This window comes from Streptomyces sp. HUAS CB01 (genome assembly GCF_030406905.1).
Taxonomy (GTDB): Bacteria; Actinomycetota; Actinomycetes; order Streptomycetales; family Streptomycetaceae; genus Streptomyces; species Streptomyces chengbuensis.
This window is the reverse complement of record NZ_CP129137.1, coordinates 6,972,185-6,994,234: the sequence shown is the minus strand read 5'-3', so window position 1 is coordinate 6,994,234 and position 22,050 is coordinate 6,972,185. Positions and strand designations below refer to the sequence as shown.

At 73.8% G+C, this 22,050-nt stretch carries 16 protein-coding genes and 1 pseudogene; 4 read left to right on the top strand and 13 right to left on the bottom strand.

From position 1 onward, the window contains the following. Positions 1-289 precede the first annotated feature (289 nt). Positions 290-1,501, bottom strand: coding sequence for a cytochrome P450 (locus tag QRN89_RS30520; protein ID WP_290352643.1), 1,212 nt, complete (start codon positions 1,499-1,501; stop codon positions 290-292). A gap of 484 nt (positions 1,502-1,985) precedes the next feature. Here QRN89_RS30520 and QRN89_RS30515 point away from each other — a divergent pair, with 484 nt between their 5' ends. From QRN89_RS30515 to QRN89_RS30505, 3 genes are all read left to right on the top strand, one after another. Beyond that, positions 1,986-2,633, top strand: coding sequence for a GAP family protein (locus tag QRN89_RS30515; RefSeq protein WP_290352642.1), 648 nt, complete (start codon positions 1,986-1,988; stop codon positions 2,631-2,633). A gap of 179 nt (positions 2,634-2,812) precedes the next feature. Next, the gene (locus tag QRN89_RS30510) at positions 2,813-3,343 is read left to right on the top strand and encodes a MarR family winged helix-turn-helix transcriptional regulator (protein ID WP_290352641.1); all 531 of its coding nucleotides are present in this window, start codon (positions 2,813-2,815) and stop codon (positions 3,341-3,343) included. A 66-nt stretch (positions 3,344-3,409) separates the two neighbouring features. Beyond that, positions 3,410-4,798, top strand: a complete 1,389-nt coding sequence (locus QRN89_RS30505) for an MFS transporter (protein ID WP_290352640.1) — start codon at positions 3,410-3,412, stop codon at positions 4,796-4,798. A gap of 77 nt (positions 4,799-4,875) precedes the next feature. Here QRN89_RS30505 and QRN89_RS30500 read toward each other — a convergent pair whose 3' ends face one another. Further along, positions 4,876-7,023 (bottom strand): SpoIIE family protein phosphatase, encoded by a 2,148-nt coding sequence (locus QRN89_RS30500; RefSeq protein WP_290352639.1) that lies wholly within the window; start codon positions 7,021-7,023, stop codon positions 4,876-4,878. A 364-nt stretch (positions 7,024-7,387) separates the two neighbouring features. On the opposite strand from QRN89_RS30500, the gene QRN89_RS30495 reads away from it, so the two are divergent. Next, positions 7,388-8,290: a SigB/SigF/SigG family RNA polymerase sigma factor gene (locus tag QRN89_RS30495; protein WP_290352638.1), complete on the top strand. Its 903-nt coding sequence runs from the start codon at positions 7,388-7,390 to the stop codon at positions 8,288-8,290. 335 nt (positions 8,291-8,625) lie between these two features. Here QRN89_RS30495 and QRN89_RS30490 read toward each other — a convergent pair whose 3' ends face one another. From QRN89_RS30490 to cobF, 11 genes and pseudogenes are all read right to left on the bottom strand, one after another. Further along, positions 8,626-9,576, bottom strand: a complete 951-nt coding sequence (locus tag QRN89_RS30490) for an L-tyrosine/L-tryptophan isonitrile synthase family protein (RefSeq protein WP_290352637.1) — start codon at positions 9,574-9,576, stop codon at positions 8,626-8,628. Positions 9,577-9,748: 172 nt separating this feature from the next. After that, positions 9,749-11,020: a cytochrome P450 family protein gene (locus QRN89_RS30485; protein WP_290352636.1), complete on the bottom strand. Its 1,272-nt coding sequence runs from the start codon at positions 11,018-11,020 to the stop codon at positions 9,749-9,751. Between the two features lie 9 nt (positions 11,021-11,029). After that, positions 11,030-12,856 (bottom strand): asparagine synthase (glutamine-hydrolyzing), encoded by a 1,827-nt coding sequence (gene asnB, locus QRN89_RS30480; RefSeq protein ID WP_290352635.1) that lies wholly within the window; start codon positions 12,854-12,856, stop codon positions 11,030-11,032. 15 nt (positions 12,857-12,871) lie between these two features. Then, complete coding sequence (locus QRN89_RS30475; protein ID WP_290352634.1) at positions 12,872-14,203, bottom strand: MFS transporter; 1,332 nt, start codon at positions 14,201-14,203, stop codon at positions 12,872-12,874. A 917-nt stretch (positions 14,204-15,120) separates the two neighbouring features. Then, positions 15,121-15,969, bottom strand: coding sequence for an ABC transporter ATP-binding protein (locus QRN89_RS30470; RefSeq protein WP_290352633.1), 849 nt, complete (start codon positions 15,967-15,969; stop codon positions 15,121-15,123). After that, positions 15,966-17,048: a FecCD family ABC transporter permease gene (locus QRN89_RS30465; RefSeq protein ID WP_290352632.1), complete on the bottom strand. Its 1,083-nt coding sequence runs from the start codon at positions 17,046-17,048 to the stop codon at positions 15,966-15,968. The genes QRN89_RS30470 and QRN89_RS30465 overlap by 4 nt, the downstream gene beginning before the upstream one ends. A gap of 2 nt (positions 17,049-17,050) precedes the next feature. Then, the gene (locus QRN89_RS30460) at positions 17,051-18,112 is read right to left on the bottom strand and encodes an ABC transporter substrate-binding protein (RefSeq protein ID WP_290352631.1); all 1,062 of its coding nucleotides are present in this window, start codon (positions 18,110-18,112) and stop codon (positions 17,051-17,053) included. A 213-nt stretch (positions 18,113-18,325) separates the two neighbouring features. Next, on the bottom strand, positions 18,326-18,946 hold the full coding sequence (locus QRN89_RS30455) for a sigma-70 family RNA polymerase sigma factor (protein ID WP_290352630.1): 621 nt from the start codon (positions 18,944-18,946) through the stop codon (positions 18,326-18,328). Between the two features lie 354 nt (positions 18,947-19,300). Beyond that, entirely contained in the window at positions 19,301-20,017 is a 717-nt protein-coding gene (locus QRN89_RS30450; protein WP_290352629.1) for a hypothetical protein, read from the bottom strand. A gap of 573 nt (positions 20,018-20,590) precedes the next feature. Then, positions 20,591-20,911 carry a glyoxalase superfamily protein gene (locus QRN89_RS30445; RefSeq protein ID WP_290353921.1) on the bottom strand — a complete coding sequence of 107 codons (321 nt, stop codon included), beginning with the start codon at positions 20,909-20,911 and terminating at the stop codon, positions 20,591-20,593. A 102-nt stretch (positions 20,912-21,013) separates the two neighbouring features. After that, a pseudogene (gene cobF / locus QRN89_RS30440) lies at positions 21,014-21,805 on the bottom strand (precorrin-6A synthase (deacetylating)); the annotation flags it as partial. Positions 21,806-22,050: the final 245 nt, after the last annotated feature.

Here is a 22,050-nt window from a genome sequence, read left to right as displayed (position 1 = left end):
GGAGCGGGAGCCGGCGCCGGAGAGGAGAGCACGCAGGTGATCCGTACGGGAGGGCACCCGACCGGTGCGGGGGCAGGCGCGAGCGGTACCGGGCACTCACCGGTGGACACCGCCGACGGCGCGGTGCCGGGCGGGCGCCCGCACTCCGCCGCGGCCGGAGGGGACCCGGACGCGGCTTCGCACTCCCGGTCGTGACGCCCCGTCGGCGCACGGCCCGGTGGCTCAAGGCCCGTCGGCTCGCGGGCCGGGGCCGGGGCGCGCCGACGCGGTCGGCGGAATCCTGGCGGTGTCAGACCAGAATCCGGTCGACGGCGACGGGAAGGTGCCGCGGTCCCCGCAGCACGGCACTGCCCCGGTACGGCGGGGGGTCCGCGAGCAGACGGGCGTTGTCGAGACGGCGGACCAGCTCGGTGAGGGCGAACTGCGCCTCCAGGCGGGCCAGCGGTGCGCCGAAGCAGCTGTGGATGCCGCTGCCGAAGCCGAGGTGCTCGATGTCGGGGCGGTCGGGATCGAACCGGTCCGGGTCGGTGAAGCGCTTCGGGTCCCGGTTGCCCGACGCCAGGACCAGGGCGACCACGGCCCCCTCGGGGATCGTGACGCCGCCGATCTCGATGTCGGTCAGCGCGCCCCGCCGCGGGATGATCTGGACCGGCGGCTCGAACCGGAGCAGTTCCTCGACGAGCCGGGGCGCGATCTCCGGCTCCCGGCGCAGCCGCTCCCACTGGTCCGGCCGGCGCAGCAGGGTGAGCATGCCGTTGGTGATGAGGTTGACCGTGGTCTCGTGGCCGGCGATGAGCAGCAGCACCGCGGTGACGACGAGTTCCAGCCGGCTGAGCGGACCTCCTTCGGCGTCGTGGTCCGCCGCCAGCCGGAAGAGCATGCCGCCGTCGGACCTGCCGGCGCCGTTCTCGATGAGGTCGTTGATGTAGAGGGCGAGTTCCCGTCTGGTCCCGGCACCTTCCTGCAGCCGGACGGCCGGGTCCTCCCCGGGCCGCGGGTCGATGGAGGCGACGAGCTTGTCGGCCCAGGTCCTGAAGCGTGGCTCGTCCTCGTGCGGCACCCCGAGGAGCCGGCAGACGACCGTGACCGGGAACGGGTAGGCGAAGGCGTCGACCAGGTCGACCTCTCCGCCTTCGGGGAAGGCGTCGATGAGTTCCCTGACGGTGGTCTCGAGTTCCCCGCGCATGTCCTGGATGCGGTGCGGCGAGTGCGGCGGCCCGAACTGACGCATCGCGAGTGCGCGGACCCGGTCGTGCTCGGGCGGGTCCATGCCGATGAAGCTGGGCGGGAACTGGCCGCCGCCCGCCGCCTCCTGGTCGGCGTGGGTGGAGGTGAGACGCGGGTCGTGGAGCAGGGCGAGGAGCTCGTGGTAGGTGCTGACGGCGTAGGTGCCGTCCTCCTGCCTGGACACCGGTGTTCTGCGGAGCTCGGCGTACAGGGGGTACGGGTCGGCTCGGCTCCCGTAGTCGAGAATCTGTCGCATCAGGGTTTCGCCGCCCATGCCGCCTCTCCTTCCGCTTCGCAGCCGCTCCCGCACGTCCTCGGGCCGTCCGGCATTCTGACCGGGAGGGAGGGCCGTTCGGCCCTCCCTCGGCCGGACCCGCGCGGGACGTCCCCTGACCGGCTCACTCTGCGTCGGGCGCCCCGCCGGCCGGGGACCGGACCGGCTCACTCGGGACACGGGCGGCGTCCGGCGCGCCCGACGGGCAGGGAGCGGACCGGCTCACTCGGGACACGGACGGCGTCCGGCGGCCCGACGGGCAGGGAGCGGACCGCTCACTCGGCGGGGCACGGGGCGTCGGGCGCACCGGGGCGCGCCGGGACATCCGCGGACGGTCGCTGCCGCCGGATCCACCGCACCGTGTGACATTCTCGGGAAAGCCCCGTGGTGAACGCGGGCTTCCGGCCCGGACGGGCGGTCACCCGCGCACGACGAGGCGGTTGTTCGTGCGCGCGTACGACGAAGGCGGCAGAAGGCGGTGCCTGTGGCGTTCGGTGAGGTCGTGTTCTTCGCGCTGGTGATCGCCGTGTCGCCGTTCACCCTCATCCCCGCCCTCTTCATGCAGTTCACCCCGCGGCCCCTGGCCACCAGCAGCGCCTTCCTGGCCGGCTGGGTCATCGGGATCGTCGTACCCGCGGGTGCGTGCGCCGCGCTGGCCTCCGTCGTCCAGCGGCCCGCGGAGGGACACGCCTGGGTCGCCTGGGCCAGGGTGGTCCTCGGGTCGCTCCTGATCCTCTTCGGGCTCCGTCAGTGGCTGACCAGGCACGGCAGGCCGGCGCCGGGCTGGATGCGGCTCCTGAGCGATGCGAGCCCGTCGCGGGCGTTCCGGCTCGGACTGCTCCTGTCGCTGGCCAACCCGAAGATCCTGCTGCTCTCCGCCGCCGCCGGCCTCGCGGTCGGAGCGGCCGACCCGGCCACCGCGGGCGGTGTGACGGCCCTCGCGTTGTTCACGGTGTGCGCGGCCAGCACCGTGGCCCTGCCCGTGGTGCTCCATGTGCTGATGGGCGACCGCGTCCTCGTCCCCCTGATCCGGGTCAGACGGTGGCTGGAGAACCGGGCCGCCGGGGTGATGGCGGTGGTGATCGCCGCCATCGGTGTGCTCGTCCTCTGCGAAGGGATCGTCAGGCTCTGAACGCGGCCCCGGCCGTGTGCGATGGGCGTGTCGTTCAGCGCCGGGTGAGGACGGACGGGGCTCCGGCCGACTGGGCCCTTCCTCGCCCAGGCCCAGGGTGCCGCACCGTCAGAGACGACCGTCAACCCTTCAGGGATAGGATTCTCAGGGGCGTGAGACGTGTCTTGTGAGGGGACGGGATGGCGAGACGCAGGGCGACGGCCGGCCATGACGCCGTGGCCGCGGTCATCGAGGACTGGGCGCGGGAACGGCCCGAGCTGGACACCGCACCGCTGGAGGTCCTGGCCCGGCTGCACCGTTCGTTCCTGCGCTACAGCACCCGACTGACCGCGTCCATCGAGCAGCACGGCCTTTCCGTGGCGGGCTTCGACGTCCTGACCGCGCTGCGCCGGTCGGGCAAGCCGTACCGGCTGACGGCGGGGCAGCTCGCCGACTCCGGCCTCGTCTCGTCGGCGGGTGTGACGCTGCGCATCGACCGGCTCGAGAAGGACGGACTGATCGTGCGCGAGCGCGACCGTGACGACCGGCGGATCGTCTACTCGCGGCTGACCGACGCGGGACTCGCCACGGTGGACGAGGTGTTCGCCGAACATCTCGACAACGAGCGCCGGATGCTCGGCGAGCTGTCCCCCTCCGAGTGCCGCCAGTTGGCGCGACTGCTGCGCAAGCTGGAACACTCGATCCTCGCGTCGGACGCGGACGCCCTCTAGCGTGACGGCCGCGGCGGGCCGCACTCGTCGATCGCCGCAACTCCCCGTTCGCGGAAGGAACCGTTCATGACGACTGTGGCCGGCCGGCCCGCCGTGGGGTCCATAGCGGCACGACTCGAACGTCTGCCGCACTCCCGCTGGCATGTCAAGGTCCGCTTCCTGATAGGCACCGTCACCTTCTTCGAGGCGTTCGACCAGTTGCTGGCCGCCTCCGCACTCCCCGTCCTCATGAAGGAATGGCATCTGACGACCGGGCAGGCCACCTTCGCCGTGACCGCCGGTTCCGTCGGCATGCTCCTCGGGGCGCTGGCCGCCGGATGGATGGGCGACGTCATCGGCCGGGTGCGGACGGTGGCGATCGGCGTCGCCGTCACCGCGCTCGCCGGCCTCGCCGTCGCCCTCTCCACGGGCATCGAGCTCTTCGCGCTCTTCCGCTTCGCCCAGGGACTGGGCATCGGCGGGGTCGTCCCGGTGGCCGCCACCTACATCAACGAGATCGCACGGTCGGACAAACGGGGCCGGTTCGTCCTGCTGTACGAGATGATCTTCCCCGCCGGACTCGCGGCCGCCACCCTGGTCGCCGTGTGGGTCGTGCCCAACCTCGGCTGGCGCGCGATGTTCCTGATCGGCGCGTTGCCCGTGCTGATCGCGGCCGTGCTGCCCCGCCACGTCGCCGAGTCACCGCGCTGGCTGCTGGCTCGCGGGCGGACGGAGGAGGCCGAACGGGTCATCGCGGCGATCGAGGCGGAGGTCGCCCGCTCCACCCGGGCCCCTCTGCCCGAACCCGACGCCGCGAAGGCGGAGGTGACGGCGGAGGCCGGGGACGAGCGGGACACGCGGGGACGGCTGCGGGAACTGTTCACCGGCCGGTATCTGAGGCGTACGACGGTCGTCTCGGCCCTGTGGTTCGTCGCGTACTACGTCAACCACGGCATCTCCGTCTGGCTGCCGTCGCTCTACACCAAGAACTTCGGCCTCGACCTGTCCTCCGCCCTCGCCTACACCCTGCTCAGCAATGTCACCGGGCTCCTCGGCACCCTGATCGTCGCCCTGGTGATCGACCGGGTCGGCCGCCGCCCGGCGCTGGTGACCGCGCTCGGCGGCAGCGCGCTCGCCCTGCTCACGCCGGCCCTGACCGGAGCCGCGTCCGGCGGCCAGGTGGCGCTCTTCGCCTCCTGCACGACGTTCTTCGTGTACGCGATCAACTGCGGGCTCTACCTCTACTCCCCCGAGCTCTACCCGACCCGGAACCGGGCCAAGGGAGCGGCCTTCGGCGGGCTGTGGAACCGGCTGGGCGTCATCCTCGGCCCGGTCGTCGTCGGCGCGATCCTCGGCGCCGGCGGCAGTCTGACCCTGGTCTTCGCCCAGTTCGCGGTCGTGGCGGCGGTGGGCACGGTGATCGCCTGCTTCGCGGTCGAGACGAAGGGCAAGACGCTGGAGGAGCTCAACTCCTGACCGGGGCGCGTCCGTCGGCGGCGGCCCTCGCTCGCCGCCCCGGCGGCGAGCGGCCGTACCGCTCCCCCGCCCCGTGCTCACGGCCGCGGCTCCCGCCCTCCTGCTTCGTGACGGATGAGCAGGAGGGCGATGTCGTCGTTGCGCGTCGCGGCTCGGGTGGCGTGGCGGACGAGGATGTCGGCCAGGTCGTCCGCGGTGCGGTCCCGGCCCTGGGTCAGACACGCGCGGATCGCCGCGGTGGCCTCGTCGATGTCGGTACCGGCCGTCTCGACGAGGCCGTCGGTGTGGAGGAGGAGCACGGTGCCGGGCGGGAAGGGGATCTCGACCGTGCTGTAGAGGGCGTCCGGGTCGATGCCGAGAAGGAGCCCCGGGGGCACCTCGACGGCCTCGGTACGGCCGTCCGGGTGCAGGACCAGGGGCGGTGGGTGCCCGGCGGTGGCGATGCGGGCCCGGTGCCCGGCCAGGTCGAGATGCGCGTACAGACAGCTGGTGAACAGGCCCGGCTCCAGGTCGGCCAGCAGTCGGTTGGTACGGGCGAGCACGTCCGAGGGAGGTGTCCCGGCGGTCGCGTGGGCGTGGACGGCGGTGCGGACCTGTCCCATGAGGGCGGCGGCCTGGATGTTGTGGCCCTGGACGTCGCCGATCGTCGCGGCGGCGGTGGTGGCGTCGCAGCGGATCAGGTCGTAGAAGTCGCCGCCGATCTCCACGCCGTGCCCCGCCGGGAGGTACCGGGCGGCCACGTCCAGGCCGGGCACGCTCGGAAGGGAGTGGGGCAGCAGTGCCGTCTGCAGGGTGTGGGCGAGCTGCTGCGTGCTGTCGTACAGCCGGGCGCGGTCCAGGGCCTGGGCGATCAGCCCGGCCAGCGAGGTCAGGGTGGCGCGTTCGGCAGGCGGGAAGGAACGGGGCTGGTCGTACGACAGCACGAGCGAGCCCACCGGGCGGCCGGAGGCGATCAGGGGAAGGAAGGCCCAGGCGTCCCTCTTCTCGTAGCGGACGGCACCGGGGTAGGCGCTCTCGAGCTCGGCGAACGAGCCGAAGAAGCTCGGGACACCGGCCGTCAGCGCGTGCACGTTCGGTGTCTGCGCGGTCAGCGGTGAGCCGTCCACGCGGTCCATGAACTCGCTGCTGTAGCCGCGGTGGCCGATGATCCTCAGACGTCCCTCATCCATGGTCATCATGACCAGGCCCCGGGGACCGAAGGCGGGGACGAGCTGGTCGGCGACGGCCTCGACGACGTCGCTCACCCCGGCGGTCTCCGTGAGGGCGGCCGCCAGGTGCATCAGGTGGTACAGCGCGCCGGCCCCGCCGGGCCCGACCGAGGGCAGCCGCTCCGGCTCCTCGTCGTCCTGGCCGGGTACGCCGGTCAGCGGCGCGATCTGGACGCTGATGCCGCGGTCGTCCGGGTAGAGACGGAACGACAGCCAGCGGTCGGGGGGCCTCAGCGCGGTGAACGACGTGGGCCGGCGGGTGACGACCGCGGCCCGGTAGTGGTCCTCGAACACGGGGTCGTTCATCCAGAGCAGCGCCTCCCACGGCCGGGCGCCGCGCAGGGACGCGCCGCCCGCGCCGACCAGGTCGGCCGCCGCGGTGTTGATGAACGTGATCCGGCCGTCCATGTCCAGGGCGCAGCAGCCCACGGGGATGCGCTGGGCGAAGTCGAGAGCGGCCCGCGCCTCCTCCGGATCGGGCTCGGACGGACGCGGCGGCAGCAGGACCCTCGGCTCGTCACCGGCCGGCAGGCGGTCGCCGCGCCGCGCGGCCTCGTGCAGCAGCACCCCAGCGCGCCGGCAGCCGGCGTCGACGGCCTCGCGCTCGCGCGCGCTCAGCGCGGGTGGGTGCCAGGTCGGCCACAGCAGCACCACACCTCCCCACACCCGTGCCTCGTGGGCGAACGGCGCCGCGGCCAGCATGAAGTCGTACGGCAGGACGACGCCCAGCCGCGGGTAGCGCCGCGCGACCTCCTCCTGGCTGGCCAGCCACACCAGACGCCGCTCCCGTACCGCGTCCGCCACCGGAATGGGGTCGTCCAGCGAGATCCGCGCCCATGGAGCGGCGATCTTGGGCACCACCCCCGAGACCACGGCGATCCGCAGGACGCGCTCCCCCGGCGGCAGGACGTAGGCGAGGCCCACCGAGGCACCGGTCCCCCGCACGAGCTCGGCCAGCACCGCGTCGAGGCCCTCCCCCGGAGCGGGGGCGGCCGTGGGGTCGCCGGACCCGTGCATGCCCTCACCTCGCTTCCGCCGACGCGCTGAGCGCCGCTACCGGTGGACGGCCGCGGACGCCGCGGGCAGCCGGCCACGACGGCTCACCGAAGATCACCCCTAACCGGACGATACGCCTCGCACGGCGCGGCCGAGGGGTCGGCCGCGACCGGCCGCACGCCGTGGCGCCCGTACCGCACCCGCCGTCGTCGGTCCGCGCACGGAGGCCCGCCCGTCGATGCCTGCCCGTCCCGCCGCGCACCGCCCCGGGACGGCGGTTCACCGGCCCGCAAACATTTGCCGCAGAACAACAATGCATGAGCGGCAATCGACAGGGAAGGCGCCCGGAGCCAGCCCAGTACCTTTCGGGGAGGAGTGCCCGCTCATGACGACGCCCGCCACCCACCTGGATCCCGCCTCTCCCGCCGGAGCGCCGGGCCCCGGTCGGAGGGGCAGCGGCCTCGCCGGACTTCCTCCCGTCGGCCGTGCCACCGAGATCTCCCCCGAGGACGCCCGTGAGCTGACCCTGCTGTTCCTGGAGCGGCTCGGCGAGCTGGAGGAAGGCACCCGGGAGCACCAGTACGTCCGCAACACCCTCATCGAGATGAACCTCTCCCTGGTCAGGTTCGTGGCCAACCGGTTCCGCAACCGCGGGGAAGGGGAGATGGAGGACATCGTCCAGGTCGGTACGGTCGGGCTGATCAAGGCCATCGACCGGTTCGACCTCAGCCGCGAGGTCGCCTTCACCTCCTTCGCCATCCCGTACGTCCAGGGCGAGATCATGAGGTACTTCCGCGACACCTCCTGGTCCGTGCACGTGCCCCGCCGTCTCCAGGAACTGCGCGTCGAACTCGCCAGGGCCAGGGAGCACCTCGTCGCCGAACTGGACCGGGATCCCAGCGTGGAGGACCTCGCCGAGCACCTCGGGCGCACGAAGGACGAGGTCGTCGAAGGCATGGTGGCCGCCGCCGGATACCGGGCCGGGTCGCTCGACACCCCGAACACCGACAGCGACGACGAGCACGCCGCCCTGGCCGGCGGCCGCGCCCACCCGGACCGGATCGGCGTCGACGACCCCGGCATGCAGCTCGTGGAGGACATCCGTGCCCTGGTTCCGCACATGGCCGAACTCGACGACCGCGAACGCACCATCCTCGAGCTCCGGTTCGGAAGCGAGATGACGCAGGCCCGGATAGGTGCCGAGCTCGGCATCTCGCAGATGCACGTATCCCGGCTGCTGGCCGGCACCCTGGCCAAACTGCGCTCGCGCATGCTGGCCGACGGATGACCGACCGGACGAGGGGACTCGCGTCGACGTCCCCCAGGTCGGGGGTCGGAGGGAGCGGGAGAACGTCGCGGGTCGTGCAGCCGCACCGAGGGGCGTCCGGCACATGACCGCCGAGACGACGGCGAACGGGGCAGGACGGGGCGTACGGGTCGGGAGGAAAGGCCGCCGCCGGTGTGCGGTACGGGACCGAGGCACACCTCGGGCCGGTCGTGAAGGAGAGGTACCTGCGGCTCCGGCCGTGGTACGGGGCGGAGGCCCCGGCCCGAGGGACTCCCGCCGATGACCGCCGACCGTGAACCGCCGACGGCCGACCGCCGAAGGACCGGTTCGGCCGGTCAAGCCGGTCCGCCGGGCCACTCCTCGAAGTGGCTCGGTCTGCCGTCGCGGGTGACCAGCCGTCCCAGGCCGGCGGCCTGCGCCCGTGGCAGGAGGCTCCAGGTGCCGTCCGCTCTTCGCAGTGCCGTCGAGTGCCACGGGGTGGTCCACGCGTCGGGGGCGTCGAGGAGGCGGATGCCGAACTTGGGCGCGCCGGCGGGCTGGGGGTGGATGGAGAGGCGTACCGACCGGGGGTGGTGCTCGGCGACGAGCGCGCCCCAGGCGCGGCTGCGCTGGATGACGCCGTAGGCGCGGCGCCGGCACTCGCGCTGGAGGGCGGAGCGGGTGCCGGTGAAGTCCGCGGTGTCGTCGAGGAGGAAGCGGGTGACGCCGCGGTAGAGCGCGAGGGCCTGGCCGCCGGCGCGGACCTCGGCCCGCAGGGCGTCCAGGGCGGGCGCGTGACGCTGGTGCACCCGGTCCCGTTTCGCCGAGTGGGGCAGGTCCCCGAGGACGTCCCTGAGGTCGAAGACGGACAGGTGGTCCGGCCCCAGTTCGGCGACCAGGGCGCGCAGTTCGTCGGCGTAGGCGTCGATGTGGTGGTCGGGGACGCGGACGAGGTCGCCGAAGACGTGGCCGTCCGAGCAGATGACGACGCGGGCGCCGGGAGGGTGGATCTCGCCGATCCTGGCGCACAGGTCGTTGAGGAAGGTCAGGGAGAGCCGTTCCCCCTGGTCGGGCAGGTGACCGAGGACCTTGGCGCGGTTGGGGGACTTGCAGGGGAAACCGGGGAGGGTGAAGACGACGGGCTCACCGCGGCGCACGAAGTCGCCGATCCGGCGCAGTTGGTGGGGAAAGCGTCCGGCGGGTGCGCACGTGTCCTCCGTCGTGCGGTGGTGAGGGAGGAGCAGGTTCAGGACCGCGGTACTGAGAACGTGCGTGGAGCGGGCGTCCGGTGCCGTCGTCAGCGGCATATGGGCCTCCGTGAGGGGTGCGCGGGCATGGCGTCGGGGCACCGCGGCGGGCGGGCGAGGTTCGGTCGGGTGACGGTCGGGCGGGACGGTCAGCGCCGGCCGGCCGGTCGGGGGCGGGCCGGTGGTCGGTCCGGCACGGGCCGGCCGGGGGGATGCGGCCGGCCGGGCGCCCTCAGGCGCCGAGGCGACGGGTGTAGCCGACGGGCAGGTGGTCGGTCCCCCGGCCGAGGACGGCCGGGATCCAGTGGATGTCCTGGTCCGGGATGGCGAGGTGGAGGCCGGGCAGCCGCCTGAGCAGGGTGCCGAGGGCGATCCGGAGTTCGGCGCGGGCGAGCGCGGCGCCGGGGCAGAAGTGGATCCCGCGCCCGAAGGCCAGGTGCGGGTTCGGGCTGCGGTCGAAGTCGAGTTCGTCGGGCTTCTCGAACCGCCGCGGGTCGCGGTTGGCGGCGCACAGGGAGACGATCACGGAGTCCCCCGCCGGGACCTCGGTGCCGTACAGGTCGCTGTCCTCGGCGAAGAAGCGCCAGGTGGTGAGCTCGAAGGCGCTGTCGTAGCGGAGCAGTTCCTCCACCGCGCGGGGCAGCACGGCGGGGTCCTCGCGGAGCTGGTCGAGCCTCCCGGGATGGCGGAAGAGGGCGATGAGCGCGGTGGTGATCTGGTTGGTCACGGGTTCCTGGCCCGCGACGAGGAGCTGGAAGACCATCGAGTCCAGCTCCTCCGGGGACAGTTCGCCGTGGTCGCGGGCGACGACGAGCCGGCTGAGCAGGTCGTCCTCGACGTGCTCGCGCTTGTGGGCGACCACGTCGGCGATATAGCTCTGCAGGCCGTGCAGCCGGGCCTCGTAGAGCGGCCTGCCCGGGTCGGTGGGGCCGACCGGCTGGACGACCTTGCCCCAGTCCCGGTCGAAACGGTCCGCCAGTGCGGCCGGCAGGCCGATGACCTCGGCGAGGACCCGGAAGGGGAACCGGGCGGCGAACGCGGGGACCAGGTCCGCGGGGCCGGTCCCGGGCAGTGCGTCGACGAGGGCGTCGGCCAGTTGCTGGAAACGCGGGAGCAGGCCCTCGATGCGGCGGGGCGCGAAGGCGTCGGTCACGAACCGCCGCATGCGGGTGTGCTCGGGCGGATCCTGGTGGAGCAGGTGCACCTGGAGCCGGGAGTGCTGCGGCTCCGGCATGATCGACGCGCGGGCACGCCAGCGGTCGTTGCCGCGGTCGTGGTTCTTGCCGAGGCGATCGTCGTCGAGGGCGGCGTGGGCGGCGTCGTAACCGGTGACGAGCCAGGCGTGCACCCCGCTGGGGAAGACCACCCGGTGGACCGGACCGGCCTCGCGCATGCGCTCGTAGAGCGGGTACGGGTCGCTCTTGTACGGGCAGCCCATGAGCGGCACGGGCGTGACGAGGGGTTCCGCGCCCTCCGTGGCGGGCGGCTGTTCCTGAAGGGTCATGTCTGCTCCTCAGAGGGCGAGTTCGGGCCGGTGGTGGTCCAGCCACAGGGCCAGGTCGACGACGCGTTCGAGCCGGAGGCGGTGGCCCCACTCCAGCCGTTCGGGCGGGGTGTCGAGACAGGGCTTGATGCGCGACTCGTCGGCCAGGGCGCGGACCTGGGCCACGGAGAGGGCGTCCCGGGCGAGTTCCTGCAGCCCGCGGTTGTAGTCGGGGTGATGGGTGGCCGGGTAGTGGTTCTTGGGCCGGTGCAGCACCGAGTCCGGGGCGAGTCCGGCGCCGGCGGCGCGCAGCAGGCTCTTCTCCCGTCCGTCGGAACTCTTCAGGAGCCACGGCGTGTTGAAGGCGTACTCGACCAGTCGGTGGTCGCTGTAGGGCACCCTTACCTCCAGCCCCCGGGCCATGCTCAGCCGGTCCTTGCGGTGCAGGAGCTGGCGCAGCCAGCGGGTCAGCGACAGGTGCTGCATCTCGCGCTGCCGGTGCTCGGTCGCCGACTCGCCCTCGGTGTGCGGGACGGCGGCGAGGGCGTCCCGGTAGGTGTCGTCACGGAACTCGGCGACACGCAGGTCGAGTTCGGGGTTCAGCGGCATGGCGGTCTCGTCCCCGGTGACGAGGAGCCACGGGAAGGTCTCGGCGGCGAGCGCCCGGGGGCTGTGGAACCAGGGGTACCCACCGAAGACCTCGTCCGCCGCCTCGCCGGACAGCGCGACGGTGGAATGCCTGCGTATCTCGCCGAACAGCAGGTAGAGCGAGGTGTCCATGTCGCCCACGCCGATCGGCGAGTCCCGCGCGGCGACGACCGCCCTGCGGTGGTCGAGGTCGAGCAGGGACCGGGGGTCGAGCACGACCGTGCTGTGGTCGGTGCCGATGTACGCCCCGGCCTCCACGGCGAACGGGGTGTCGTGGCCGGTGCGCAGGACGTCGCCGGTGAACCGCTCGGCCTGGTCGCTGTAGTCCACCGCGTACGAGCGGAGGCGCGCGTCCGGGCCCTCACGCCGGCGCAGTTCGTCGGCGAGCAGCGCGGTGAGGACGGTGGAGTCGATGCCTCCGGAGAGGAGGCTGCACAGCGGGACGTCGGCTTCCAGCCGGCTGCGCGCGGCCGTCCCGACGAGGTCGCGGACGCGTTCCACGGTGGTGTCCCGGTCGTCGCCGTGGGGGGACGCCTCGAGCTGCCAGTAACGGCGTTCACGGACGCCGCCCCGGTCGGCGACCAGGATTCCGCCCGGCTCGATCTCGCGTACGCCCGACCACACCGTGGGCCCGGTGTTGAAGAGCAGGCTGTACGCCTCCCGCAGCCCGTCGGCGTCCACCCGGGGGCGGATCCCCGGATGGGCGAACAGGGCCTTGGGCTCGGATGCGAAGGCGACGCCGCCGTCGACCGCGGCCCAGAACAGCGGTTTGACGCCGAGGCGGTCCCGGACGAGCAGCAGGCGCTGGGCCCGCTCGTCCCAGACCGCGAAGGCGAACATGCCGTCGAGGTGCTCCGCGACGTCCTCGCCCCACTGCGCGTAGGCGCGCAGCACCACCTCGGTGTCACTGCGGGTGCTGAACGTGTGTCCCAGGCCGCGGAGTTCGGACCTCAGCGCGTGGTGGTTGCAGACCTCACCGCTGTAGCCGAGGACGATGCCCGGCTCGGTGGGACGGTCGGTCATCGGCTGCGCCCCGCCGGCCGGGTCGATGACGGCGAGTCGGCGATGGCCGATCGCGGCGTGCTCGCCGAGCCAGACGCCGCCGGCGTCGGGGCCGCGCGGGGTCAGGGTGGCCGTCATGGCCTCGATGGCCGGGGCCTGGGTGCGGGCGTCCGTGTGGAAGGACACCCAGCCGGTGATGCCGCACATGGGCGAGCTCCTCGGTCAGTCGGAGGCGGTGGAGGCCGCGCCGGTCGTGGCGGCGGGCACGTCCTTGCCGCGGGCGGGAAGGGAGAGCAGGGGGACGGCGAGACAGGCCGCGACGGCGGCCGGCACCATGGCCGTCCGGGCGCCGTGGGCGGCTCCGGCCAGACCCCAGACGGCGGTCGCGAGGGCGGGGCCCAGGGCGAAGCCGAGGCTTCGGGCGAGCTGGACCGTCGACCCGGCGGTCGCGGTCCTCTCCGGTGACGCCGCCCCCATCACCAGGGCCTGGGTCGGGCCGCCGTTCAGGCCCATGCCGGCGCCGGCGAGGGCCAGTCGCCAGGCCACGTCGGCCGGCGACCAGCCGCCGTCGAGCGGGACCAGCAGCAGCAGGCCGGCCGAGGTGACCGCGGCACCGGCAGCGGCGACCGGCCGTGCGCCGCAGCGGTCCGCGAGGCGTCCGCCGAGCGGTCCGGCCAGGCCCATGCCGAGAGGGAAGGCGAGCACCGTCAGACCGGTCGCGGTGGCGCTGACGCCGTTGTCGCGCTGCAGGTGCAGGGCGATGACGTAGTGCGTCGCGGCGAAGCCGGCCGCGAGCGCCAGCACGGCGCCGTGGGCCCCGGGCAGCCGGGGCGTGCGCAGCACCGCCGTCACGGAACGGCCGCCCGGCCCGCGCAGCCAGAGCCACAGCGGCGGCACGGCGGCGACGGCGAGCGCCAGCCACGAGGGGTGGCCAGCCGCCAGGGTCAGCGCCAGAAGCAGGACCGCCGCTCCGGCGGCGACGAGGGAGGCGTCCCGCAGGGCGCCCGCGCGGAGCGGACGAAGCCCCTCGTCGCGCGGCATCGCCCTCCACGCCACGACCAGCGCAAGGAGACAGATGGGGATCTTGACGAGGAAGACCGCGCGCCAGCCCGGTCCGTCCAGGAGCAGTCCGCCGATCGCGGGCCCGGTCACCGCCCCGAGCGGACCGAGCGTCGCCGGCACGCTCATGGCCCGGCCACGGAGTGCGGGCCGTACCGAGCTGATCGCCAGGACGGGCATCAGGACGAACAGCGCCGCGCCGAAGATCCCCTGGGCCAGCCGGGCGGCGATGAGCAGACCCGCCCAGGGCGCGGCCGCCGCGAAGGCACTGCACAGGGCGAACCCGGCGGTCGCGACGAGCACAGCGGACCGCGGACCCGCGCCGTCCAGCCACCGGCCGACGGGCAGCAGCAGCGCCACGACGGGCAGCTGATAGCCCAGCACGGCCCACTGGGCGGTGGCGGCGGACACCCGCAGGTCCCGGGAGATGTCCGCCAGCGCCACATTGACGATGTTCATGTCGAGCATCGCCACGAACGACAGCAGTCCCGACACGGCCAACAGGGCAAGGCGGTCCGGCCCGGCGGGTATGCGACCGGGGTCCGACGAGTCCCCGCTGCGGTGCGTCACCCTTTCCGTCCCTTCGCTCTCGTACGGCTGCCGGACGGCAGCCTCGTCCCACATGTCGGCGGCGGCGCGGGATGAGTTCCCGGACGGGGCCGGGAACGTTGCGCGGTGTCTTCGGGGCGGATCCCGGTCTCCGCGGGACGGGTGCCACCGCCGGCCGGATGCCACCCGCGGACCGGATGCCACCCGCGGGCCGGACGCCACGCGGGCCGGATCCCACCGCCGGCCGGATGCCACCCGCGGGCCCGCTCAGCGGCCGCCGCGCGCGAGGCCGGACCCCGGCCACGCGAGGGCCGCGGCTCTCGCACCCGCGAGGCGGGCGTCGCGGGTCACCGCCCGGGGTACGCCGCCGCCGTGGGTACGCCACCGCCTGGGGTACGCCGCCGCCGTGGGTACGCCACCCCCGTGGGAACGCCACCGCATAGGGTGCGCCTGGCGCTTCCCGGTGGCGTCGCCGGTCCCGTACCGGCGCCGCTGTTCGGCGTACGCAGCGGAACGTACGCCACCGTGTGTGAACGCTGCCGGTCTCGCGCGAACGCCGTTGCCGTGTCCACGCGGTTGCCGTGTGGGCCACTGCCCGGTCCTTGCGGTGTGGGCCGAGCATGTGGGTCCTTGCCGTGTGGGCCACCGCCACACATGCTCGACTGCCCTGTGCTCCAACGCCCTGTGCTCGACCGCCACATGCTCTCTTGCCGGGCGTCTGGCCGTGCGGGCGCGGGCCCCGCCCCGGTCCATGCGCCCGCCGCAGTCGGTGCGGTGGCCGGAGTCGACTGCGGTGTCACCGGTCCGGTGACCGTGCCGCTCGGGCGGAGACCGGGCGGGCCCGCAGGACCGCCCCGCCTCCGTCATGGCGCGGTGCCGGTCCCGAGGGCCGGGGACGGGTCCCGCGCCCTTGACCCGTCGGACGGGCCGGACGGGCCGGACGCGGGGCCCCGGTGGTCGAAGGCGATGAGCGGATCACCCGTGAGGGGGTGCTCCACCACCGCCGCCCGGACTCCGAACACCTCCGCCATCAGCTCCGGCGTGATCACCTCGCGCGGCGTGCCCGAGGCGACCACCGCCCCCGAGTGCAGGACGTGCAGACGGTCGCACACGGAAGCGGCCGCGTTGAGGTCGTGCAGCGACACCAGGGTCGTACGGCGCTGCTCCCGGAGCAGGGCGAGCAGCTCCACCTGATGGCGCACGTCCAGATGGTTGGTCGGCTCGTCGAGCACCAGCACGTCCGGGTCCTGTGCGAACGCCCTTGCCAGCAGAACCCGTTGGCGCTCACCGCCCGAGAGCGCCGTGAAGCGCCGCCCGGCCGCCGCGTCCATCCCGACGTCCGCCAGGGCCCGCGCGACCATGCCCCGGTCGGTGGAGTCGTCCGCCGCGAACGCCCGCTTGTACGGTGTGCGCCCCATGGCCACCACCTCCCGTACCGTCAGCTCGAAGTCGCTGCCCCGCTCCTGGGGCAGCGCCGCCACATGGCGGGCCGAACGGGCGGCGGTCAGCTGTGCGATGTCGGTGCCGGCAAGCAGCACCCGGCCCGCGAGGGGACGCAGATGCCGGTAGACCGTGCGCAGGAGGGTGGACTTGCCGCTGCCGTTCGGGCCCACCAGCCCGGTGATCTCCCCTTCGGCGGCGATCAGACGGGCCCCGGACACGACCGCGCGGCCCGCGTACGCGACGTGAACGTCCTCGATGTCGATCCTCAACTGCCGCCCCCCGGACGCCGGTCCAGCAGGTACAGCAGAGCCGGTGCCCCGATCAGCGAGGTCACCACGCCGACCGGCAGCTCCTGGGTGTCCATGGCCGTCCGGCACACGATGTCGACCACCACCATCAGCAGGGCTCCGAAGAGCGCGGAGACCGGCAGCAGCCGGCGGTGGTCGCCTCCGACGACCAGACGGCAGGCGTGCGGCACCATCAGTGCGACGAAGGCGATCGCGCCGGACACCGCGACGAGGACCCCGGTCAGCACGCTCGTCACCGTGAACAGTTCGCGCCGCAGCCGTGTGACGTCGACGCCGAGTCCGGCCGCGGTCTCGTCGCCCATCAGCAGGGCGTTGAGTCCGCGGCCCCGCGCGTGGAGCCACAGCAGAGCGGCGGGTACGGCGACGGCGGGCACGGCGAGCGTCTGCCAGCTCGCCCCGCTCAGGCTGCCCATGAGCCAGAACAGCACGCTGTGCGTCTGCTGCTCGTCACCGGCCTGCAGCACCAGGTAGCTGGTGAACCCCGAGAGGAACTGACCGATCGCCACGCCCGCCAGGACCAGCCGCAGCGGCGCGAACCCGCCACCGCGCCGGGCCACCGCCCATACGAGGGCGAAGGTGGCCAGGGCGCCGGCGAAGGCCGCGCCGGACAGCCCCAGCCCCAGCGCCCCGCCCGCTCCGAGGCCCAGCACGATCGCGGCGACGGCGCCCAGCGAGGCCCCGTTCGAGATGCCCAGCAGGTACGGGTCGGCCAGCGGGTTGCGGACCAGGGCCTGCACCGCCGTGCCGACGACGCCGAGCCCGGCGCCGACGAGCGCGGCCAGCAGGGCCCGGGGCACCCGCAGTTGCCAGACGATCAGGTCGTCCGTGCCGGGCCGAGGCGCCCCGCCGGCCAGCCGTCTGCCCACCACGCCCCACACCTCACCGGGCGGAATCGACGTGGAACCCCAGGAGACCGCCACGGTCAGGGCCGCCAGCAGCGCCGCTCCGAGGACGGCCGCGAGCACCCCGGCGGGCACGGTCCGCGCCTCGTCCGCCGCGTCCGCGCCGTCACGGCGGGACGCGGACGGCGGGGACGTCACCGTCACTTGACCCTGCCCGGGTGGATCGTCCCGGCGATCTCCCGGACCACGTCGGCGTTCTCCACCCCCGGGATGGTGGTGCGCTCGGAGCCGATGCGCAGGAAGCGTCCGTCCTTCACCGCCTTCAGCCCCTTGGTGGCGGCGTTGCCCTCCAGCCACCTCCGCGCTTCGTCGAAGGCCTTCTCGTTGGCGGCCTCGCTGCCCCGGTTGCGCACGCCGAGCTGGATCCAGTCCGGGTTTCTGGACACCACGTCCTCCCAGCTGACCTGCTTGAAGTCGCCGTCGCAGTCCGCGAAGACGTTACGGGCGCCGGCCAGGGTGATCACCGCGTTGGCGACCTGGCGGTTGCAGACGGCCGTGGGCTGTCCGGTGCCCGCGTCGTAGTCGAAGAAGAAGTACGTCGGCCGGGCGTCCTCGGGCATCCCCCCGACCGCCTTCCGGACCGCGTCCACCTGCTCCCGCATGCCGGCGACGAGTTCCTTCGCCCTCGCGCGCGTGCCCGTGACGGCACCGAGGGAGGTGATGTCCGCCTCGACCGCGGACAGGTCCGTGGACGGGCCCTTGCCCATCGCCGCGCACGCCGTGGACTTGAGGTACATGTGCGTGATCCCGGCGGCCTTGAACTCCTCCTCCGTCGGGGCGTCGCCCATGCCGCCGCCCATGCCGCCCATCGAGGCGAAGGTGTCGAGGTACATGTCGGCGCCGGAGCCGAGGAGCTTCTCCTTGGGGACGACGGTCCGGCTGAGGACCTCGACCTGCTGCGCCCTGGCGTCCAGTTCGCCCGGCAGCGTTCCCTTGCCGGGCGGGAACCCCGTGCCGACCACCTTGTCGCCCGCTCCCAGGCGGAGCAGGAGTTCCAGGCCGGAGGCGTTGCTCGTGACGATCCTCTCCGGGGGCGCGGCGAAGGTGGTCCCGGCTCCCGTGCAGTCGGTGACGGTCACGGGGTGGCCGCCGGCGGCGGCCTTCCCCGTGCCCTCGTCCTCGACGCCCTTCCCGCCACCGCAGCCCGCCGCGAGGAGGCCGAGCACGGCGGCCGACGTTCCGCACCACACACGAGAACGCATGAAACTCTCCAGAATCCGCTCGACACAGGGGGGAACTCCGTCACCCGGTCCACTAGTCGGGGCGGACCCGGCCCGAGTTCCCGGTGCGTCCGGTCCGGTACCGCAGCCGGCGGGGTCCGGCGCGGCTGGAGTCCCCCGGCACGCCGCGGCTGGAGGCCCCGGTGGAGGGTGCCGGCCCGGTGCCCGTGGGGGTCGGGCCGGCATCCCGCCGCGTCAGGCGGCCACGGCCGGCGCGGCCCGGCCCTCCGCCTCGGTGAGCAGGTCCATGAGCGTCGCTCTGGCGCGGGCCACACGGGACCGCACGGTGCCGACCGGGCAGTCGCTCAGCTCGGCCGCCTCGGCATAGGGCAGACCCAGCATCTGGGTGAGGACGAACGCCTCGCGGCGCTCCTCGGGCAGGGCCGCGAGCAGTTCGAGCAGGGCGACGCCCTCGTCGAAGCCCGGCAGGTCGCACGGCTGCGCGTGTTCGACCGCCAGCTGCCAGTCCGGTACGTCGTGCAGCCTGGGCCGTGCGGCCTTGTACCGATAGCTGTCGATCACCGCGCGGCGGGCGATGGACAGCAGCCAGGCACGGGCCGAGGACCGTCCCTCGAAGCGGTGCAGGCTGCTCAGCGCGCGCAGGAAAGTGTCCTGGGCCAGGTCGTCGGCCGACTGGGGGTCACCGCACAGGTGGGCCACATAGCGCAGTACGTCGCGGTGCAGGGCGCTCACGAAGCGCTCCACGGCGTCGGCGTCACCGCCGCGCGCGGCGAGCGCCCAGGAGGTGATCGACTCATCGGCCGGAGTCGCCTGTTCCGTCGTGTCGCAGGCAGCGGGCAGGGCGGAAGAGATCACGTGGTGTCCTTCTCGGGTCGTCCGGAACCGGGACCGGGCCCTGGGTCGTGTCCGCGAGGTTCCGTCGGTCCGGCACGCCGGCGCACGCACTCGCCACGTCGGCCGGTGTCGTCCGCGTACGCCCGGTACGAGGACGCCCTCCGCCCTGCGACTGCGCACACCGGGCGCCGCGAGTCCTGCCCTTCGGGCGGACGGTGCTGATGCGCGGGACACGGCCGGGCCGCACGGCCCGTCATCCGGTGTGGGGGTCCGGCCGCACGGCGCTCGCGGGGGCGGTGTCCTTCGTGGCCACCCCTGCCGGCGTACGGCCGTGGTCCGAGGGGCACTTGGGCCGCCTCGGGATTCCGGCTGTCGTCAGGCGACAGCTGACCCCGCGGGCGGACCCCGGGAGACGATCGCGTGGACCAGCGGACGCAGCCGCGACCCGCGGGAAGGGCGGCGGCGGCCGCGCAGGCGTGGCCGGTGCGGCGGCGCCGGCAGCGCGAGGAGAAGCCTCAGCGGTGCGGTGAGCCACCCGGCGACCGCGCGGAGGATGCGGAACGCGGCTCGCTCGCCGTGTGCGAGCCACAGGCCGGTGAGCAGCGCTGCCAGCAGGTGGGCGGCGAGCATGCCCAGCGACGCCGAGTCGACGGCCGGGGCATGCGTCGGGTCCATGAGGCCCGCGCCCATGTGGCCGGCGTGCGTGTGCGCCATCGCCATGCCGTCCAGGGCGTCCGTGACTTCCGTGTGTGACGGCCCCGTGCCGGCGGACGGCATGGGGTGGTGCCCGGAGTGCGCGGACCCCGTCGTGTGCGGGGCCCGGCCGTCGGCCGGCGCCGCCGGCTGTGCGAGCGAGAACGCCGTGTGCAGGGCCGTCTGTACGACGACCACCAGGTTCAGGACGGCGAGCCGCCCCCGCTCACGCCCCGCGAGGCACCAGCCCAGCGCGCCGGTCGCACCGAACCCGCCGGCCAGGGTCCACCAGGGCACGGACTGCCCGGACATCATCACGTGACCGAGGGCGGCGAGGAGCACGCATACGGCCGCGAACACCGCGGCCCGTACCGTACGAGAACACCACCCGACAGTCATGGGGCCTCATCCTCGCATCCTGACGGGTCGTCGTCATGCATGGGTACGGGAGCGAGCCGGGTCACTCACTCAGACCGGCGCGTGTGATCAAACCCACTGCCTGTGACGGGAACTGACGCACCGTCCACGGCGACGAATACCATGTGCGGCCCCTCCCGGGGCACACCGCCGTGCGCGCCACGAGGGAGCACCCGCCATCCGGCGCACCACCGAACGCCGGGGCGCGGGAATCCGGGCAGAGGGCGGCGAGGGCGCCGATCGGGACTCGCGCGCGTGACGGCGCCGCCGCCCCGGCGACCCCCTGGGCGCCGTCACCCCGGCACAGCACGATCACCCCGGGCAGCACACGAATCCCGGTGCGGGCCGGTGGACGGCGTGCGCGCCCGCGTCAGCGGGAGGCGGACTCCCGGCCGACCACCACGGCGACGGTCCTGACCTGTCCGCCGTGCTCGAAGTGCACTGTCACCGGCACGATGTCACCGGCCCGCCACCCACCCCTTGGGCCGGAAGGTGAGGCTCACCCCGTGCGGTGACATGGACAGCGCGCCCCCGGCCCGGCCCCTCGGCCGGGGCTCAGCCTGCCGGTGTCCCGACGCGCAGCCGGTTGCCGTCGGGGTCGCTCAGCTCCACCTCACGCGCCCAGGGGGCGGTGGTGACCGGCACGCCGAACTCGGCCGCGACGGCGTCGACGTCGCCCACCCGCAGATAGATCAGCGTGTCGGGGCGGGCATCGCCGGTGTGCTCGGACAGGAACAGCTTCACCGGGCCCCTCGCGATCTCGACGAACGCGGGCGACCCCGGTTCGAACCGGTGCCCCCACTGCTTCACGAAGCCGAGCCGCCGGTACCAGGCGACCGCGGTCGCGGCGTCGGCCACCCGGAGGACGGGGATCACGAGCTCCTCCGGCTCCCCCGGCTGCCGGGCCCCGCAGCGTTCGGAGGGCTCGTCCGACAGGGTCCGCCGGGCGGGGACCGAGGGCCTGCCCGCCCCGGTGCCGCCGTCCGCCGGGCCCTCGTCGACGATGCGCAGGAGGTAGGTGTCCATGATCCAGCCGTGGCGGGCTCGGGCTTCGGCGCGCAGCCGGCTGATGCGTCCGGAGACGTCCGAGAGCCTGCCGGAGACGAGGAGTTCGTCGGGTGTGCCGAGGTAGGCGCCCCAGTAGATCCACACGTCGTCGCCTTCGACGCCGGTGAACGACTCCTGGGCGTCGAGCATGACGACGATGTCCCCGTCGTCGTTGAGGCGCACCTCGGGCAGTCGGCGCGCGGGAGTGATGTGGACGGGGCGGCCGACCTGGTTGAGCGTGATGCGGTGCCGTGCGGCCAGCGCGGACACGCTGCTGATCCCCGGCACGACCTCGGTGTCGAACGCGACACCGCCCCGTGCGCCGATGTCGGACAGGATGCCCAGAGTGCTGTCGTACAGGGCGGGGTCGCCCCACACCAGGAACGCGCCGGTCTGCCCGGGGGCCAACTCGTCCCGGATCAGGCGCTCGTAGACATCCGCGCGCCGGCTGCGCCAGTCGTGGACCGCGGCGGTGTACTCGCTCCGGCCCGCCGGCGTCCGGTCGCGCCAGGGGTCGTCCGCCTCGACGACCCGGTACGGCGCGCGGGCGTGCTCGTCGAGCATGCGCCGCCGCAGATCGGTGAGGGAGGACTTCTGCGGCCCTTTACCCAGGACGAAGAACACGTCGGCTCGGCGCATCGCCTTCACCGCCGCGAGCGTCAGATGGTCCGGGTCGCCGGCACCGATGCCGATGACGAGGAGGTGGCGGTGGTCCGTGCTCATGCGGGTTGGCCTTCGGAGCGAGAAGTGGTGGTGGACGGCCGGACCCGCCGCCGTGCGGAGCGCCCGCGGGTCCGGCCGCGTCGCGTCGGTCGGCGGTGGGTGAGTTCCGGTGGCCGCCTCCCCGTGAACGCGGTCATGCCTTCCCTCCGGCGGCGGTGGCGAACACGGCGTGGATCAGCCGACGTTGGCAGCGTACGCCTTCGGTGGGAACGGTCCCGAAGGCGCGACACGCGACTTCCCTCGCC

Coding starts and splice junctions, on each gene's coding strand:
- QRN89_RS30490 (WP_290352637.1), bottom strand. CDS start 9,576: ATGCCGCTGACGACGGCACCGGACGCCCGCTCCACGCACGTTCTCAGT.
- QRN89_RS30500 (WP_290352639.1), bottom strand. CDS start 7,023: ATGCACGGGTCCGGCGACCCCACGGCCGCCCCCGCTCCGGGGGAGGGC.
- QRN89_RS30460 (WP_290352631.1), bottom strand. CDS start 18,112: ATGCGTTCTCGTGTGTGGTGCGGAACGTCGGCCGCCGTGCTCGGCCTC.
- QRN89_RS30485 (WP_290352636.1), bottom strand. CDS start 11,020: ATGACCCTTCAGGAACAGCCGCCCGCCACGGAGGGCGCGGAACCCCTC.
- QRN89_RS30505 (WP_290352640.1), top strand. CDS start 3,410: ATGACGACTGTGGCCGGCCGGCCCGCCGTGGGGTCCATAGCGGCACGA.
- QRN89_RS30520 (WP_290352643.1), bottom strand. CDS start 1,501: ATGGGCGGCGAAACCCTGATGCGACAGATTCTCGACTACGGGAGCCGA.
- asnB (WP_290352635.1), bottom strand. CDS start 12,856: ATGTGCGGCATCACCGGCTGGGTGTCCTTCCACACGGACGCCCGCACC.
- QRN89_RS30510 (WP_290352641.1), top strand. CDS start 2,813: ATGGCGAGACGCAGGGCGACGGCCGGCCATGACGCCGTGGCCGCGGTC.
- QRN89_RS30495 (WP_290352638.1), top strand. CDS start 7,388: ATGACGACGCCCGCCACCCACCTGGATCCCGCCTCTCCCGCCGGAGCG.
- QRN89_RS30450 (WP_290352629.1), bottom strand. CDS start 20,017: ATGACTGTCGGGTGGTGTTCTCGTACGGTACGGGCCGCGGTGTTCGCG.